This window comes from Streptomyces sp. NPDC002156 (assembly GCF_053593675.1).
In genome coordinates this window covers 100734-116575 of sequence record NZ_JBSFDA010000010.1, presented here as the reverse complement: position 1 = coordinate 116575, position 15842 = coordinate 100734, and the positions used below count along the sequence as shown (strand labels likewise).

The 15842-nt window shown below is 68.6% G+C and carries 11 protein-coding genes and 1 pseudogene; 3 read left to right on the top strand and 9 right to left on the bottom strand.

Annotated features, from left to right (window positions below; all coding sequences use genetic code 11):
• Positions 1-105 precede the first annotated feature (105 nt).
• The 3 genes from ACWCRB_RS07490 to trhA all read right to left on the bottom strand — a co-directional run bounded on the left by ACWCRB_RS07490 (position 106) and on the right by trhA (position 3115).
• Positions 106-729, bottom strand: coding sequence for a TetR/AcrR family transcriptional regulator (locus ACWCRB_RS07490; protein ID WP_450995124.1), 624 nt, complete (start codon positions 727-729; stop codon positions 106-108).
• Positions 730-734: 5 nt separating this feature from the next.
• Positions 735-2285 (bottom strand): MFS transporter, encoded by a 1551-nt coding sequence (locus tag ACWCRB_RS07485; protein ID WP_450995123.1) that lies wholly within the window; start codon positions 2283-2285, stop codon positions 735-737.
• A 113-nt stretch (positions 2286-2398) separates the two neighbouring features.
• Positions 2399-3115, bottom strand: coding sequence for a PAQR family membrane homeostasis protein TrhA (trhA, locus tag ACWCRB_RS07480; RefSeq protein WP_450995122.1), 717 nt, complete (start codon positions 3113-3115; stop codon positions 2399-2401).
• A gap of 327 nt (positions 3116-3442) precedes the next feature.
• Here trhA and ACWCRB_RS07475 point away from each other — a divergent pair, with 327 nt between their 5' ends.
• Both ACWCRB_RS07475 and ACWCRB_RS07470 read left to right on the top strand, forming a co-directional pair.
• Complete coding sequence (locus ACWCRB_RS07475) at positions 3443-5290, top strand: phosphoenolpyruvate carboxykinase (GTP) (protein ID WP_450995121.1); 1848 nt, start codon at positions 3443-3445, stop codon at positions 5288-5290.
• 224 nt (positions 5291-5514) lie between these two features.
• On the top strand, positions 5515-7557 hold the full coding sequence (locus tag ACWCRB_RS07470) for a calcium-binding protein (RefSeq protein WP_450995120.1): 2043 nt from the start codon (positions 5515-5517) through the stop codon (positions 7555-7557).
• 20 nt (positions 7558-7577) lie between these two features.
• Here ACWCRB_RS07470 and ACWCRB_RS07465 read toward each other — a convergent pair whose 3' ends face one another.
• From ACWCRB_RS07465 to ACWCRB_RS07450, 4 genes are all read right to left on the bottom strand, one after another.
• Positions 7578-8213 carry a hypothetical protein gene (locus ACWCRB_RS07465; protein ID WP_389358827.1) on the bottom strand — a complete coding sequence of 212 codons (636 nt, stop codon included), beginning with the start codon at positions 8211-8213 and terminating at the stop codon, positions 7578-7580.
• Positions 8200-9750 (bottom strand): substrate-binding and vWA domain-containing protein, encoded by a 1551-nt coding sequence (locus ACWCRB_RS07460; protein WP_450995119.1) that lies wholly within the window; start codon positions 9748-9750, stop codon positions 8200-8202. The genes ACWCRB_RS07465 and ACWCRB_RS07460 overlap by 14 nt, the downstream gene beginning before the upstream one ends.
• Positions 9747-10919 carry a toxic anion resistance protein gene (locus ACWCRB_RS07455; protein ID WP_450995129.1) on the bottom strand — a complete coding sequence of 391 codons (1173 nt, stop codon included), beginning with the start codon at positions 10917-10919 and terminating at the stop codon, positions 9747-9749. Before ACWCRB_RS07455 ends, ACWCRB_RS07460 begins: the two co-directional genes overlap by 4 nt.
• 97 nt (positions 10920-11016) lie before the next feature.
• Positions 11017-12111 carry a hypothetical protein gene (locus ACWCRB_RS07450; protein WP_450995118.1) on the bottom strand — a complete coding sequence of 365 codons (1095 nt, stop codon included), beginning with the start codon at positions 12109-12111 and terminating at the stop codon, positions 11017-11019.
• Positions 12112-12242: 131 nt separating this feature from the next.
• Between ACWCRB_RS07450 and ACWCRB_RS07445 the strand changes: the two are divergent.
• Positions 12243-12386, top strand: a pseudogene (locus ACWCRB_RS07445) (transposase); the annotation flags it as partial.
• A gap of 70 nt (positions 12387-12456) precedes the next feature.
• Here ACWCRB_RS07445 and ACWCRB_RS07440 read toward each other — a convergent pair.
• Together ACWCRB_RS07440 and ACWCRB_RS07435 are read right to left on the bottom strand one after the other, a co-directional pair.
• Positions 12457-15285 carry a tetratricopeptide repeat protein gene (locus tag ACWCRB_RS07440; RefSeq protein ID WP_450995117.1) on the bottom strand — a complete coding sequence of 943 codons (2829 nt, stop codon included), beginning with the start codon at positions 15283-15285 and terminating at the stop codon, positions 12457-12459.
• A 29-nt stretch (positions 15286-15314) separates the two neighbouring features.
• Positions 15315-15755, bottom strand: a complete 441-nt coding sequence (locus tag ACWCRB_RS07435) for a hypothetical protein (protein ID WP_450995116.1) — start codon at positions 15753-15755, stop codon at positions 15315-15317.
• Between the last annotated feature and the right edge of the window lie 87 nt (positions 15756-15842).

The following is a 15842-nucleotide window of genomic DNA, read 5'->3' as shown; positions in this document are numbered from 1 at the left end:
GGCGTTTGAGGACGAGGCCGTTCAGGCCGAAAGGGGGGTCTGGGGGCGCAGCCCCCAGAAGGATGGGAACGGGTAGGGGCGGCGGGGGCGAGAAAAGCGCCCACCTCAGTCCCTCGGCAGGCCATGCTCCAGGACGTTCAGCGCCCGGTTCACCAGCTCGGTCAAGTCGTCCTCGTAGTTGTTCTCCGCCCAGTAGATGCTGATCTCCGCCAGGCCGCCGATCAGGGACATCGCGTAGACGCGGACCTCCAGGTCGGTGGAGTCGCGGCCGGTGCGTTCGGCGAGGACGCGGCAGAGGAGGCGGCCCGTTTCGGACATGCTCTCGATCATGCGGGAGCGGACCGCCGGTACCTCCAGCATCAGCCGGCTGCGCAGACGGATCACCCCGGGCTCCTCGGCCGCGGTGACACCGATGGCCTTCGTCACGACGTACCGCAGGGAGTCGATCCAGGGCTCGTCGACCGGGCGGGTGCGCAGCTCCTCCTCCATCAGGGCGTCGTACTCGTCGGTGAGCACGATGTCCTCCTTGGTGGGGAAGTAGCGGAAGACCGTCGACTGCGACACCTCGGCGCGCTCGGCGATCTGCTCGATCGTCGTGGCGTCGTACCCCTGGTCCTCGATCAGTTCGTACGTCGCGGAACGGATCGCCATCCGGGTCTTGATCTTCTTCCGTTCACGGAGGCCCAGCTGGGGGCGGTCGGTGAGGGAAGAGGTGCGTGCGGCCGTCATACGGGTCATTGTCGGTCATCGGGCCGGTCGGCTGCCATGTCCGGGGTGTTCGGGAGAAACGCTCCTGCCAGCAGGGCCGCCGCCAGTGCCGCCACTCCGCTCACCAGCAGGACCACGCCCATGCCATGGACGTACGCGCTGTTCGCGGAGGCCAGGAGGTCCGCCGAACCTGTCTTCTCCGCTATCAGGTGTGCCGCCACCACCGAGTCCCCGGCCGTGTCCGCCGCGCCCGCGGGCAGGCCCGTGACGTCCAGGCGGTCGCGGAACGTGCCCGCCAGCAGGCTGCCCAGCAGTGCGATGCCGATCGCGCCGCCGACCTGCCGCAGCGTCATCAGGAGCCCGGAGCCGCTGCCCGCGCGGTCGGCGGGCAGGGCGGCGAGGGCGCCGTCCATCGCCGGGACCACGGCGAAGCCGAAGCCGAAACCGGCGATGGTGAGCCACAGGGCCGTGTAGCCGTAGCTCGCGTCGACCGTCGTACGGCTGCCCAGGATCGCCGAGAAGGCCAGGATCACCAGGCCGGCCGTGACCGTCGCCCGTGAGCCGAACCTGGCTCCCAGCGGCTGTGCCGTCCGCGCGGCCACCATCAGGCCGCCCATCAGCGGCAGCAGCCGTACGCCCGTGCCCAGAGCGTCGCTGCCCAGGACCGCCTGGAGATACGGCGGCAGGACGAACATCAGCCCGGACAGGACGAACATCACCAGTGTCGCCGCGACCGTGTTCAGCAGGAAGCCCCGCTGGGAGAGCAGCGTCATGTCGAGCATCGGGCGGGTGGCTCGGCGTTCCCGGAGGACCAGGACGGTGAGGAGTACGGCCGCCGCTGCGAACAAGGTCAGGACCAACACGTCCGTCCAGCCTCGGGTCGGGGCCTCGATGATCGCGTAGATCAGTGCGCCCAGGCCCGTCGCCGTGAGCGCTGTGGAGGTCATGTCCACCTTGGGGGAGGACGGGTCGCTGGTCTCCGGGAGCAGGAACACGCAGGCCGCGATGCCGATGGCGACCATTGGGACGTTGATCAGGAAGACCGAGCCCCACCAGAAGTGGTTCAGGAGCCAGCCGCCGATGATCGGGCCCAGCGGCATACCGAGCGCGGAGGCCGCCGAGATGACGCCGACCGCCTTGGTGCGCTCGTGGGGCGGGAAGAGGGAGGGGAGCACGGAGAGGGCCAGGGGCATGACCAGGGCCGCTCCTACGCCCATCAGTGCTCGGGCCGCGACCACCCAGTTCACGTCAGCCGCCAGCGCGCCGACCAGTGAACCGGCCAGGAAGATGCCGAGGCCGGCGATCAGCATCCGGCGCCGACCGAAGCGGTCGCCCAGCAGGCCCGCCGGGAGCATCAGGGCCGCGAACACGACGATGTAGGCGTCCGCCATCCACTGCTGCTCGCCGGTGGACGCGCCCAGCTGCTCGGCCATCGTCGGCAGCGCCACGTTGAGGATCGTCATGTCGAAGCCGAGCACGAGCATGCTCGCGACCAGGGCACCCAGGGCCCACCAGCGGCGGGGGTCCAGGGGTGGGGTGTCGGCCGTACCTGCGTCTGGGTTGGTGACAGTAGCCATGAAATGAGAGTAACTCTCAAAAGATGGTGAGTGTCAAACTTCTTTCGTCGTTCGGGCATGAAAAATGGCCGCGGCTCGTAAGCCGCGGCCGGCAGATCGAGGGGGCGAGGAGGCTAGTGCTGGTACGCCACCAGCGAGATCCCCACGTAGTGCGTCACGAACGCCGCGAGGGTCAGGGAGTGGAACACCTCGTGGAAGCCGAACCAGCGCGGTGACGGGTTGGGGCGCTTGATGCCGTAGATCACGCCGCCCGCGCTGTAGAGGATCCCGCCGACGATGACCAGCACCAGGACGGCGATGCCGCCCGCCCGCATGAAGTCCGGCAGGAAGAAGACCGCTGCCCAGCCCATCGCGATGTAGCAGGGGGTGTAGAGCCAGCGCGGGGCGCCGACCCAGAACACACGGAAGGCGATGCCCGCCCCGGCGGCGCCCCAGATGCCCCACAGGAGCCACTGGCCCTTGCTCTCCGGGAGCAGCAGCATCGTGAGCGGCGTGTAGGTGCCCGCGATGATCAGGAAGATGTTCGCGTGGTCGAGCCTGCGCAGGACGCCGTCCATGCGCGGGCTCCAGGTGCCGCGGTGGTAGAGCGCGCTCACGCCGAACAGCAGGCAGGCGGTGAGGGCGAAGATTCCGCAGGCGATGCGCGCCCTGCTCGAACTGGCGAGCGCGGTGAGCGCCAGACCGGAGATGAGTACGGCCGGAAACATGCCGAGATGCAGCCAGCCGCGCAGCTTGGGCTTGATCTCATCGGAATGTGGCAGCGAGAGCGCCATGGGACCACGGCCGACGGCCGGTGAGTCCAGAGGCGCGTCGGGGACGGACGCAGTCATGACGGGCATCGTACCTACGTAACCGTAAGTTACGCGTCAGTGCGGCGTGGGGAGGGGCTGGAAGTGGCCATCCTCTCACGCGCTTTGGGGATTCGGCACTGCAGGTGAATGCGTGGTGACCCGGAGGAAACTCCAGGGGAAGTAAAGGGTGAGTGGCAATGGTCACGTCGCTCAGGTGTGGGGCCCTCTGGACAGATGGGCGCTCCAGTCGGATGATCAAATGAGTGCGGTCGGCACCGGATGAGCGCCAGAGATCAATTCCGTGAAGCATCCGGGTCGCGGCCCCCAAGGGGCAGTCAACAAAAAACCCTCATTCAAGGAGCAATCGTGGCGCGCGACATCGCGGCTCCCGTTCTCTCTGGCACGTCCCTCTCCGGCACCGTCCCGACCAACCACAAGCAACTGGTCTCGTGGGTGAACGAGATCGCGGAACTGACGCAACCGGACAGCGTGGTCTGGTGTGACGGATCCGAGGCCGAGTACGAGCGACTGTGCGAAGAGCTCGTCCAAAAAGGCACCTTCACGAAACTGGACCCGATCAAGCGCCCCAACTCCTACTACGCGGCCTCCGACCCGACCGATGTCGCCCGTGTCGAGGACCGCACCTTCATCTGCTCCGAGAAGGAGGAGGACGCGGGTCCGACGAACCACTGGAAGGACCCCGCCGAGATGCGGGACATCTTCGCGGGGGAGGAGGGTGTTTTCCGTGGCTCCATGAAGGGGCGGACGATGTACGTCGTCCCCTTCTGCATGGGCCCGCTCGGCTCGGACCTCTCCGCGATCGGCGTCGAGATCACCGACTCGGCGTACGTCGCCGTGTCCATGCGCACGATGACGCGCATGGGGCAGCCGGTCCTCGACGAACTCGGTACCGACGGTTTCTTCGTGCGTGCTGTGCACACGCTCGGGGCGCCACTGGCCGAGGGCGAGGCCGATGTGCCGTGGCCGTGCAACTCCACGAAGTACATCTCGCACTTCCCGGAGTCCCGCGAGATCTGGTCCTACGGCTCGGGCTACGGCGGCAACGCGCTGCTCGGCAAGAAGTGCTACGCCCTGCGCATCGCGTCCGTCATGGCACGCGACGAGGGCTGGCTCGCCGAGCACATGCTCATCCTCAAGCTCACGCCGCCGCAGGGCGAGTCCAAGTACGTCGCCGCCGCCTTCCCGTCGGCCTGCGGCAAGACGAACCTCGCGATGCTGGAGCCCACGACTCGCGGCTGGACCGTCGAGACGATCGGCGACGACATCGCCTGGATGCGCTTCGGGGAGGACGGCCGGCTGTACGCGATCAACCCCGAGGCCGGTTTCTTCGGCGTCGCGCCCGGCACCGGCGAGCACACCAACGCCAACGCGATGAAGACGCTGTGGGGCAACTCCGTCTTCACCAACGTCGCCCTCACCGACGACGGCGACATCTGGTGGGAGGGCATGACGGAGGAGACTCCGGCCCACCTGACGGACTGGAAGGGCAATGAGTGGACGCCGGAGTCAGGAGTTCCGGCCGCCCACCCGAACGCCCGCTTCACCACCCCGGCCGCCCAGTGCCCGATCATCGCGCCCGAGTGGGAGGACCCCAAGGGCGTGCCGATCTCGGCGATCCTGTTCGGCGGGCGGCGCGCCACCGCCGTACCCCTCGTCACGGAGTCCTTCGACTGGAACCACGGTGTCTTCCTGGGCGCCAACGTGGCCTCCGAGAAGACCGCCGCCGCCGAGGGCAAGGTCGGTGAGCTGCGCCGGGACCCCTTCGCCATGCTGCCGTTCTGCGGCTACAACATGGGCGACTACATGGCGCACTGGATCGACGTGGCGAAGGACAAGGACCAGTCCAAGCTGCCGAAGATCTACTACGTCAACTGGTTCCGGAAGAACGACGAGGGCAAGTTCGTCTGGCCCGGCTTCGGTGAGAACAGCCGCGTCCTGAAGTGGATCGTGGACCGGCTGGACGGCAGGGCCGAGGGCGTCGAGACGCCGATCGGTGTGCTGCCGGCCAAGGGCGCGCTCGACACGGACGGTCTCGAACTCTCCGAGGCCGACCTCGACTTCCTGCTCACGGTCGACAAGGACGTGTGGCGCGAGGAGGCCGCCCTGGTCCCCGAGCACCTCAACACGTTCGGCGAGCACACCCCGAAGGAACTGTGGGACGAGTACCGGGCGCTGGTGCAGCGTCTGGGCTGACGCCCACAGCCCGTAGAACTCCGCGGCCGGTCGGACTTGCCCTGACCTGCGACGTCGTCACGGCCGGCCGCGGTGACCACCATCCCCACGGGATGGTGTGGCCGCACATTCAGTCGTACATTCGTATCGTCGATCACCCGTGGTGATGGATTTTCGGCGGCCAGAGAGCGCAATGCGGCCCCCGGGCGGGTGGAACGCCGTGTGTTCGGCGCATAGCTGCCGACATGCTCACATCTCATGTACGACCGGCCTGGCGCCGGTCCCGGGAAGGGCGCCGCAGATCATGGGCGGCCCGGACCGGCGTCGTGGCGACCGTCGGACTGGCGCTCGTCCTCGTTCTGCCCGGCACAGCGATCGCCGCCCCCGGCGACCTCGACCCCACCTTCAGCAGCGACGGCAAGGTGCTCACCGACTTCGCCGACGGTGACCAGGCCCGCGACGTGGCGGTGCAGCCCGACGGGAAGATCGTCTCCGTCGGCGCCTCCACCGACGAATCGCTGCTGGAGAGCCGCTTCGCGCTGACCCGCCACAACGCCGACGGCACCCTGGACACCGGCTTCGGCGGTGCCGACGGCGACGAGCCCGGCACGGTGACGACCGCCGTCAACAACATGGGCCCGAGCCTCCAGTGGAGCGAGGCCAACGCCGTGGCGCTGCAGGCCGACGGCAAGATCGTCGTGGTGGGCATGAGCTGGCGGGAGTACGAGGACTGCTGCTGGTTCGTCGTCGCCCGCTACAACGCCGACGGCACCCTGGACAACACCTTCAGCGACGACGGCAGGGTCTTCGCCGACATCGCCGGCCCGACCGAGGCCCGCGACGTGGCGATCGACTCCAGTGGCAGGATCGTCGCGGCCGGCTACACGGGCGGCCACATGGCGGTGCTCCGCCTCACCAACGACGGCACTCCGGACACCACGTTCGGCGGCGACGGCACGGTCACCGCCAATCCGGCGGGGCCGGTGCCGCAGGAGGGCGGCGACGGCCGTGCCCTGGCGTTGCAGCCCGACGGGAAAATCGTCGTCGGGGGCCAGGTCGGGTCGACCCGTTTCGACTTCGCCCTGATGCGCTTCAACACCGACGGCAGCGTGGACACGAGCTTCGACGGCGACGGCATCGTCCGCACCGACTTCGGCGGCTACGAGTCCGTGGGTGCGCTGGCGATCCAGCCCGACGGCAGGATCGTCGCGGCCGGAGGCGCCGTGGCCCGTTACAACACCGACGGCAGCCTCGACACCACCTTCAGCGGTGACGGCCGGGCCTTCCTCACCGGCGCCTGGGCCGCCGACGTGGCGCTGCAGACCGACGGGCGCATCGTCCTGGCGGGCGGCGGCGGAGGTGGCGGCGACTTCGGGATCGTACGGTTGAACACCGACGGCGGCCCCGACGCGGGCTTCGGCACCGGCGGCCTGGTGACGACCGACTTCGGTGACGTCGAGGTGGCCCAGGGCGTGGCACTCCAGCCCGACGGCAGGATCGTCGCCGCCGGCCGGGGAGGCCAGGACCAGGACTTCGCGCTGGCCCGCTACGAGGGAGGCGGCGCCACGCCGCCCCCGGCGGCCCCGGACCTGTCGGTCACGAAGAGCGGCACGGGCACGGTGAGCATCGGCGACCGCGCCACGTACACCGTGACGGTCACCAACACCACCGCCGGCACCTCGGCGACCGGCGTCACCCTCACCGACGCGCTCAGCGGCCCCGCCGCCTCGGTCGTCTCCGCGACCACCACCCAGGGCAGTTGTACGGCCAGTGCCACCGGCGCCAGCTGCAACCTCGGCACCCTCACCGCCGGCACGCCCGGCGCCACGGTGACGATCGTCGTGGAACCCCGCGCCACCGGCACCCTCACGAACACCGCCACGGCCACCTCGACCCCGAGCGACCCGACCCCGGGCAACAACACCGCCACGGCGACAACCGCCGTGAACAACTCCCGGGGCTGCACGATCACCGGCACCAGCGCCTCCGAGACCCTCAACGGGACCGGCGGCAACGACGTGATCTGCGGTCTCGGCGGCAACGACATCATCCGCCCCGGGATCGGCAACGACACCGTCCACGGCAACTTCGGCAACGACAACATCGACGGCGCGTCCGGCGCCGACACCCTGAACGGCGGCCCGGGCAACGACACCCTGACCGGCAACATCGGCAACGACCGCCTCGACACCCGCGACGGCGTCGGCGGCAACGACACCGCCAACGGCGGCACCGGCTTCGACACCTGCACCACCGACCCGGGCGACACCCGCATCAGCTGCCCCTGAGCAGCAGCACACGGTGTACGTCAGTCGCCCAGCCCGCCGCTGCGGGGCCCCCGGCCCTCCAGGTAGCGGGTGTGCGACTCCTGGCGGCGGGCCTCGATCTCCCTGAGGCCCGCCGCCAGCGCCTCGGCCTCGTCCCGCAACAGCCCGAGCTGCCGCTCCAGATGCCGTTCCGGCGGCTCCTGACCCGGCGCGAGACGCGTCCACCACCGCGTCCGTACGAAGCTGTCGACGGCCTCGGGCAGGTCCTGCCGCACGATCCGCGACAGCGCGTGCACGCCCTCCGGATCCTGCGCCAGTACGTCCGTCACCCACCCGGGCTCCAGCAACGCACCGACCAGCCCGGACAGTTCGGTCACCTGGCCGGCCGCCGCAGGCGGCAGCTCGACCTGCCCCAGATAGGCGCCCAGCCGCTCGAAGTCCCCTCGCAGCTCGTCGAGTTGGGCGGAGAGCTGCGCCGACGGGTCCGGGAAGTCCGGCAGCGGCTGACGCTCCGGCGGGGCGATCAGCGCGCCCGCGCCGTACAGTCCCGCGACCACGACCGGCCAGTACGGTCCCGCCACACCCGTGAAGGTCAGCACCAGGCCCACCAGCCCGCACGCGCTGCCCGCGATGTTCTTCCGGGACTCCAGATACCCCACGAACCTACTGGTAGCCACGGATCTCCTTGAAGGCGCCGTCGAGCGAGCCCTTCTGGGCGTCGAAGAGACGGCCGCCGGTCAGCTCGGCGATGTGCGTCAGCTCGGCGCGGTCGGAGTCGCCGAAGAGGATGGGGAAGACGGGGATCTCCCGCTGCCGGGCGCTGAGTTGGCGGTAGAAGTCGTCGAAGTCGTCGGCCTTCGCGCCCGCCGTGTTCTCGCCGTCCGTCATCAGCACGATCGAGGTGAACATGTCGCGGTCGGCGCTGAGTTGCTCGTACGCCTTCTCCAGCGAGGTGTAGATCGCGGTGTCTCCGTCCGCTTCGAGGTAGTCGGTGTCCCGATGGATCGCGTCGAGCCCGCTCTGCGGATCGGTGGGGCTCACGACATGCGTCGACACGCTCTTCACGTCCGACCCGAACGGCATCAGCGTGACCTCCTCGCGGTGCCGGAAGTCGCCGACGAGCCCGTTCAGCGCCTCCTTCAGGCCGGACAGACGGTCGCCCTCCATCGAGCCGGAGGTGTCGAGGACGTACACGGTCCGTGAGGGGCGGCGCAGTTTGTTCTCGTACGCGTCGAGCAGGCCGTCCGCGACCGATCGGCTGCCGGGGAAGGGGAGTTCACGGCGGCGGGAGGTGTCGAGGCCGGTCGCGGGCGGTACGGAGGCGACGACCGGGCGGCGGTGCGTCGTGCTCGTGATGTGGCGCTGGGCCGCCGGGGTGCGCAGGGCCTCCGTCAGCCGGCGGACGTCCTCGCGGGTCGCCGCGTCGGTCGACGCGAGGGAGGTGATGGGGTAGTCGGCGGTGACGACTCCGTCGCGCGGGCGGATCACCGTCAGCTCCGGGATGCCCTTGAGGACGGACTCGTAGTTGAGCAGGGCGTCCACGGTGCCGCGCCGGTCGTAGGCGGCGGCCAGCCAGCCCGACGAACTCGACGTCAGCTTCTGCCCCTTGAAGAACTCCTTCAACCGGGGCGACGCCTTCTGCACATCCGCGTCGGTGAGCGCGGACTGTGCTCCGGACAGCCCGGAGGCCACCGAAACCAGCGTGGAGAAGCCGGAGTTGGAACGCGCCGGGTCGGTCATGCCGTACGTCAGCTTGCCGTCCCGTACCGCCTGCTCCACCTGGGACCAGGTGACCTGGTCCGGCTTCCAGCCCAACTCCGCGACGGTGGCGGGCTTTACGCCGATGGCGACCGGGCTCGACATGATCGGCGTCTCGGACACTACCTTCTTCGCCGCGTCGGGGCGCAGCCGCAGATAGTCGTTGGAGGACAGCCACAGGGCGTCGTACCGCCCGTCCGTCTTCCCGTTCGCCAGCATGTCGATGGCGTCGAGGGTGCCCATGTAGGTGGGCCGGACCTTGATGCCGGTGTCCTTCTCGACCTGGTCGAGGACCGGCGTCATGTCGGACAGCTCGCTGGAGGCGAGGACACGGAGGGTGCCGGGTTCGGGGGAGCCGTTGTCGAAGAGCTGCTCGGGCTCCTGCTGGGTTGTGCAGGCGGTCAGGAGGGCGGTGGCGGCGAGTGCGACGGCGGCCAGTCGGCGTCTGATGCTCATATCTGGCCCCCGTCGAGCGCGCTCTGTGAGCGACTGCGGTCCAAGTAGGCGCTGGCGTGCTGGAGTTCGGAGGTCAGCGATTCCACGGTCGCCGCCATCGCCTCCGTCGCCTGGACCTTGTAGGTGTCGATGGTGTCGAGGGTGCGGTAGATCTGCTGGAACGCGGTCCGCAGCGTCTCCGCCCCGACGGCCGGGTCGGCGGCGATCCGCTGGATCTCGCCGCTCTGCGTGGCGAGCATCTCGGCATTGCCCCGGATGAGATCCTCGGTGGTCCCGCGCAACGCGTTGACCTGCTCGATGACCTTCTTCTGGTTGTCGAGGGCGGACGCCAGCATCACGGAGATGCGCAGCGCGGACACGGTCGTGGTGGCCGCGCGGTCGACCCCCTTGATCAGCTCGTCGTTGTTGCGGCGTACGACGTCCATGGCGAGGTAGCCCTGTGCGCACACCGCGAGCTGGGTGAGCAGGTCCTGGTGCTTCTGCCGGACCGGGAAGAGGACGTCGGCGCGGAGGTGGTCGGCGGCCGTCGGATCGGTCAACTCCAGGCTGCCGATGTGCTGTTCGACGGCGGAGTCCAGGGCTTCCGTCAGGACGACGTACTCCTGGAGCTTGCCCATGGTCTCCCAGAGGCGGACGCGTTCGGTCTGGAGGGCCGCGCTGTCTCTGCGCAGCTCGTCCTGTCCGCCGCGCAGCGAGCCCACGATCTTGTTCAAGGTCGCCTGTGAGGAGGCGTACTTGGCGACGTGGTCGCGCAGTTTGTTGCCCCCGGGCAGTCTGGACAGAAGCTTCCGCCCCTTGCCGGCGGGCAGGTCACGGGGGTCCAAGTCCTCGACCACACGCCGGAGTTCGACGAGCGAGCCCGCCACCTGCGACTGGGCGTCCCCGCCCTTGCCCGGCAGGCTGCGTACGGCCCGTTCCAGCATGCGGTTGGACTGCGCGGCGGCCGACCGCATCTCACCGGCGCCGAGGCCGGTGATCTCCCCGACCCGGCCCGCGAACTCGGGCGAGCGGGCGTCGAGGGAGGCGAGCTGTCCGACGTACTCGGCGGCCTTGCGGGCCATGTCCGTACGGACACTGTCGTCGACCGGGACGAGCCCGCCGGCCTTCTCGCGCGGCACGGCCGCGACGGGCTCGGGCGCGGTGAGCGTGAAGACGTCGTCGCCGCTCAGGCTGGTGTTCTGACTGCTGTTCTGGTTCGGGGCGTAGACCGGATTCTGGTTCGGATCCTGGTTCGGCTTCTGGTAGTTCACGTGCGATTCCCCCTGGTTACGACTGGCTCCGGGCCCGGCGCGCCATCTCGCGCAGCACCTCGGAGGTGGGCACGGGCGCCTGCCGGACGCCGGTCAGCTTCTGGTTGAGGTAGGCGGCGTCGGCCGCGGTGGCCGCGACGAACTCGGCGGCGTCGCCCTGCGGCCGGAACCCGTGCCGGACGGCGAGCTTGCGCAACACCGGGTCGTCGCTGAGGAGTTCACCGAGTGCACGGCCCTCCTCGGTCAGCGGTACGACGGTGTGGTCGCTGTTGGCCGTGGTGTCGGGGTAGAGGACGGTGAGGTCGCCGGCGCTCTGCTGACCGCTGTTGTCGCCGAGCAGGGAGGCGACCTGCGATTCGTACACCAGCACCAGCGGATTGCCGGCGCCGCTCACGAAGTCCCGGAACGCCGCGTCGGAGCTGGGCTGTTGGGCGCCCTGGACGCTGATCAGCTTGTGCATGAGGGGTGCGGTGCGGTTCACGTCGGCGCTGCTCGACACCACCCGGCCGCCGTTCGCCACGTAGCTGGTCGCGGCGAGGTAGAGGGCACCGGAGCTGGAACTCTCCGGGTCGGTCGAGGCGATGTAGAGGGTGCCGGTCAACTCCCCGTATTTCTCAGTCCCCTTGAGCTGCTGCCAGGTGCGGTCGTCGCCCGCTGCCTTGACGTAGGCGGCCATCTTGAGGGTGCCGCGATGCTGCCCCTTGTCGAGCACGGCGAGTCCGTTGGCGGCCAGCACTTCGGCGGCGTTGCGGTGGGCCACGACGACGAGCGGCGAGTAGAAGGGCCTCGGGAGCGGCTGGCGTGCCTTGTACTTGGCGGCCAGTTCGTCGGCGGGGGCCTGGCTGGACGGGAACGCGAAGTCGTAGTCCTTGAGGTCGAGGCCCTCCATGGCCCACGACCCGGAGGTCTCCGTCCGCACGGTGTAGCCCTTGGCGGCAAGGGCCTTCACCACGTCGGGATCGGCGAAGAACTCGGCCTTCTCCGACCCGATAACTCCGTGCACGGTCTTCGTTGCCGTGCTCTGGTCCCCGTTGTCCCGGCCCGCCACGACAGCTGCCACCACGCCGCCGATCAGCAGGACCGCGAGGACAATCCCTGCGATTCGTCTCACGCCGGGAGCGTGCTCCCGGAATCCAACGTTCCCCGGCCAGGAGAATGAACGGCGGGTGAAGCGCCCGTCCCGGTACGCAACGCGCCCCTGACAACGGCTGACACAATGAGACTGTGGGACCGCCTGGAGCCGCTGCTGCCGCAGGGATCTTGTACGTGCTGCATACCGGCATCCAGTGGGAGTACCTGCCGCAGGAGCCGGGCTTCGGCTCGGGTATGACGTGCCGGCTCAGATTGCGGGCCTGGAACGAGGCCGGCGTGTGGCAGCGGCTGCACGGCTTCCGACGACTGCGCACCCGCTGGGAACGGCGAGCCGACATCCACGAAGCCAACTCAGGTCATTGTGTCAGCCGTTGTCAGGCGCTTTCGTAGCGGCGGTTCCGTTGGCGATCAACCACCTTTCTACCGCTTGCGCTTCCTCAAGCCGTCCGAGCGCGACAAGCACAGTTGCCTGCACCCCCAGCACGTGGAGGAGGTGTGAGGTGTATACGTCGGGTGTAGATCGCGCCAGCTTGCGATGGATCTCCACGGCCTCGCCTGTATCCCGAAGCGCCCCGCTCAAGTCTCGTCGAGCGCCCAGTTTCACCTCTGCCAGGCTGGTGAGCGAACTAGCCAGTGCGGGACTGTAGGCCATCGTGTCGGCCGCTGTAAGCCGGCGGCGGATCTCCACCGCCTCCTCGGCCGCGCTCAAACCCTCCTCCCACCTTTCCGCGTCGGACAGGGTCAAGGCGAGGTTGGACAACACGGCCGCAAGTTCAGGCTGGTGGGCGGTCGGGTTGGCCGCCGCCAGTCGACGCCGGATCTCCACTGCTTCCTCGGCGGCGCTCAATGCTTCCTGCCACCTCTCAACCTCGCGCAGGGCCAGAGCAAGATTGGAGAGTGCTCCAGAAAAATTGGATTCATGGGAAGCCGGGTTGTGCCTCACGTACTCCCGGTAGAGGTCGACTGCCTCGCGAGCAGCGATCGCAGCTTTGTCATGCTCCCCTGCGAGGGACTGGCACCCGCCAAACGCGATCAACGCGTCGGCGAGGCGCGGCTTGTAGGCTGCCGGATGGGCCGCCGCCAGTCGACGCCGGATTTCCACGGCCTGTTCGAGGGGAGGCAATCCCGCCTCAGGATTACCGGCCTCCGCAAATCGGATGCCGAGATTGGCGAGCAAAGTGGCGTACGCGGCCGAGTCACCGAGCTGCAGCCGACGGTAGAGATTGACCGCATCTTGAACAGCGCTGAGGGCCTGTTCCGGGTGGCCGGTCTTTGAGAGATACAGCGAGTAGTTGGACACGGCCATCACGAAAGCCTTGGCGTCAAAGGCAGTTGCGCTGTCGGCCGATAGCTCACCCTCGATTGCCAAGCCCTCATGGGCGGTGGCCAGTGCCTCCTGCCACTGGCCCGTCCCCGACAGATAGGTTCCGTGGTCACACAGTGCGCGTGCCAGGTCAGACCGGTGTGAGGCATCCGTGCGCGTGATTTCGCGCCAGATGCCCAGGGCCTCGCTGCTGGCGGTGACGGCCTCATGATGAAGTCCAGCCCAGGACTGGCGTAGCGCCAGGATCTCCAGGGTGAAGGCACGTGTCCCGGGATCGTGCGTAGTGGCCAGGCGGTACTCAGCCAGACGTGACATGAAGGCGGCAATGCCGACGTCGAGATCGGCCTGCCGGTTGGAAGGCAGGTGAGGTTCGATCGCTTCCAGGACAGTGATATCCAGCGAGTCGAGGCCGGCCAGGGCGGCCAGCGCGTTGCTGCCGGCATGCACAGCGAGTTCGGGATGCTTCTTCAGCAGCGGGAACAGTTGGCCGGTGGCGATGTGGGGCCATCGACTCGCGGTTTCAATGAGCACGGTCAGCGCCTCGCGCGTCCACGGTGCCGCCGACTCGGCATCCACGATGGTCAGCAGGCGCTCAGCGGCCTGGTGAGCCCAGTCGTCGACAACTGCCTCGGGAACAGGGTGGAGCGTGTCGGTAGCGGGCGTGATCAGCCCGATGAAGTCTTCGCCCAGTCGGTCGGGATAAAGCGGCTCCAGCACGGTCACGTCCCGTGTTGGATCGGCGGGAGGCGGCGGATAGGGGTGACGGTGGTCGTCGAGGAATCTGTTCGCCGCGGTGACGGAGTCCGCGATACCGATCCGGGCCAGGGCTGTCTGCCCCTGAAGACGGGTGAGCGGACGAGTGAGCGTGGCGGTCAGTACGAGCCGGCCCATCTCCACAGGTGTCGTGGACAGGGGTTCGTCCTTACGCTGGTGCAATTTGCCCCAGTAGGCGCCCTCGCGCTCCAGCAGGTAGGCGGAGGCGCGGGCTGGACTGACAGGTGCGTCGTGGTTGTTGAGCTGGGCATCGACGGCTGCCAAGGCGGCGATGTGAATAGTCAGGACCTGAGCGTATTCCCCCTTGGTGTCCAGGTCGGGGGGCAGTTCGATCCGGGCGGCCTGGTCAGGAGGCAGGCCGAGGCGGTCGGCGAAGCGCTGACAGGACTGGACGAACAGCTCAGTCCTTGTGGGCGAGAGGCTGCCCCTTACCGCACCTGAGGCAGGCGTACGGGCGGCACTGGCCAGCGGAAGCAACGGGTGCGGCTGGGCGGGGGCATGGCATTCATCGAGGATCCAGGTTTTCAGGCTCTGCCACCAGAACCCGGCCGGGCGGGCAAGCAGCAGCACCCGCACGGGGCCTTGGGCACAGGCGACGAGCGGCTCCTGAAGCAGACGGTGCAGGTCCGTCGTGGGCCAGCGTTCGGCGTAGTCCACTACCAGCAACAGGCCGCCGGGGGCTTCCGGGGGCGGGGTGGTCCGGAGCGGGGAAGCGTCGGCTTCGTTGTGGACAGCCTCCCACACCGTCCACTTCACATCGCGGCTCAGGCGGGCGAAGTGGACGGCCAAGCGGCTCTTGCCCTGCCCACCCGGCCCGTGGACCAACCGGACGGCCAGCCGGTGTGCGGAATCATCCCGCCAGCGCGCCAGCGCGGTGAGATCCTCCTCGCGGCCCGTGAAGGGCACCACCTGGTGTGCCGCGCGCAGCAGCCGGGCCGGCTGCTCAGCCACCATCCACGCCAGTACCTTCTCGGGCTCTGTGGGGAACTCCTCAATCCGGTAAGCCGGCTTCCACTGGTAGACGAACTGATTGTTCTGCGTGGAGCAGGCTCCCGTTTGCACCGCGGTGTGCCCTTGGAAGACGCTGTGGGACACACCCCCGCCCGGTACACCCTCGCCAGGCGTCATGGACGCAAGCGGAAGTTGTTGTTTTGCCGATTGAGACTGCCGGCCTGGACAGCGGTGTCACCGAAGAAGGTGTTGCCCAACACCAGCGCGGTCTCACCGGGAACCTCACACGCAGCCTGCCGCAGTAGTTGCTGCAACTCTATGGCGGCCTGCGTGCGCCCCTCGCTCTCCAGACCTTCCAGCAAAGTCGCGATGCGGGTCTGCCACAGGACTCGGTGCTCCGCCCTCACCTGCTCGGCCCTGCCGTCATCCGTTGCCGAGAGAGCAGCCGCGCTACGGTCCAACCGCTCCAGTTCACCCCGCTCGCGCTCCCCGTCGCCGCGAGCGAACCAAGACGCCAACCGACCACGCAACCCATCCCACGCGTCACTTCCCGCAGACTGGACCACCGAGGTTCCCCCCGCTGCCGCCAGCGCAGCCAATGCCTCAGATAACACGCAGATTCCCCTTTCTGCGGCATACCGCATGACACTAGAGCTGAGACCGTAGCGCTCCAACGGCATGCATACCGCCAACTTTGCCCG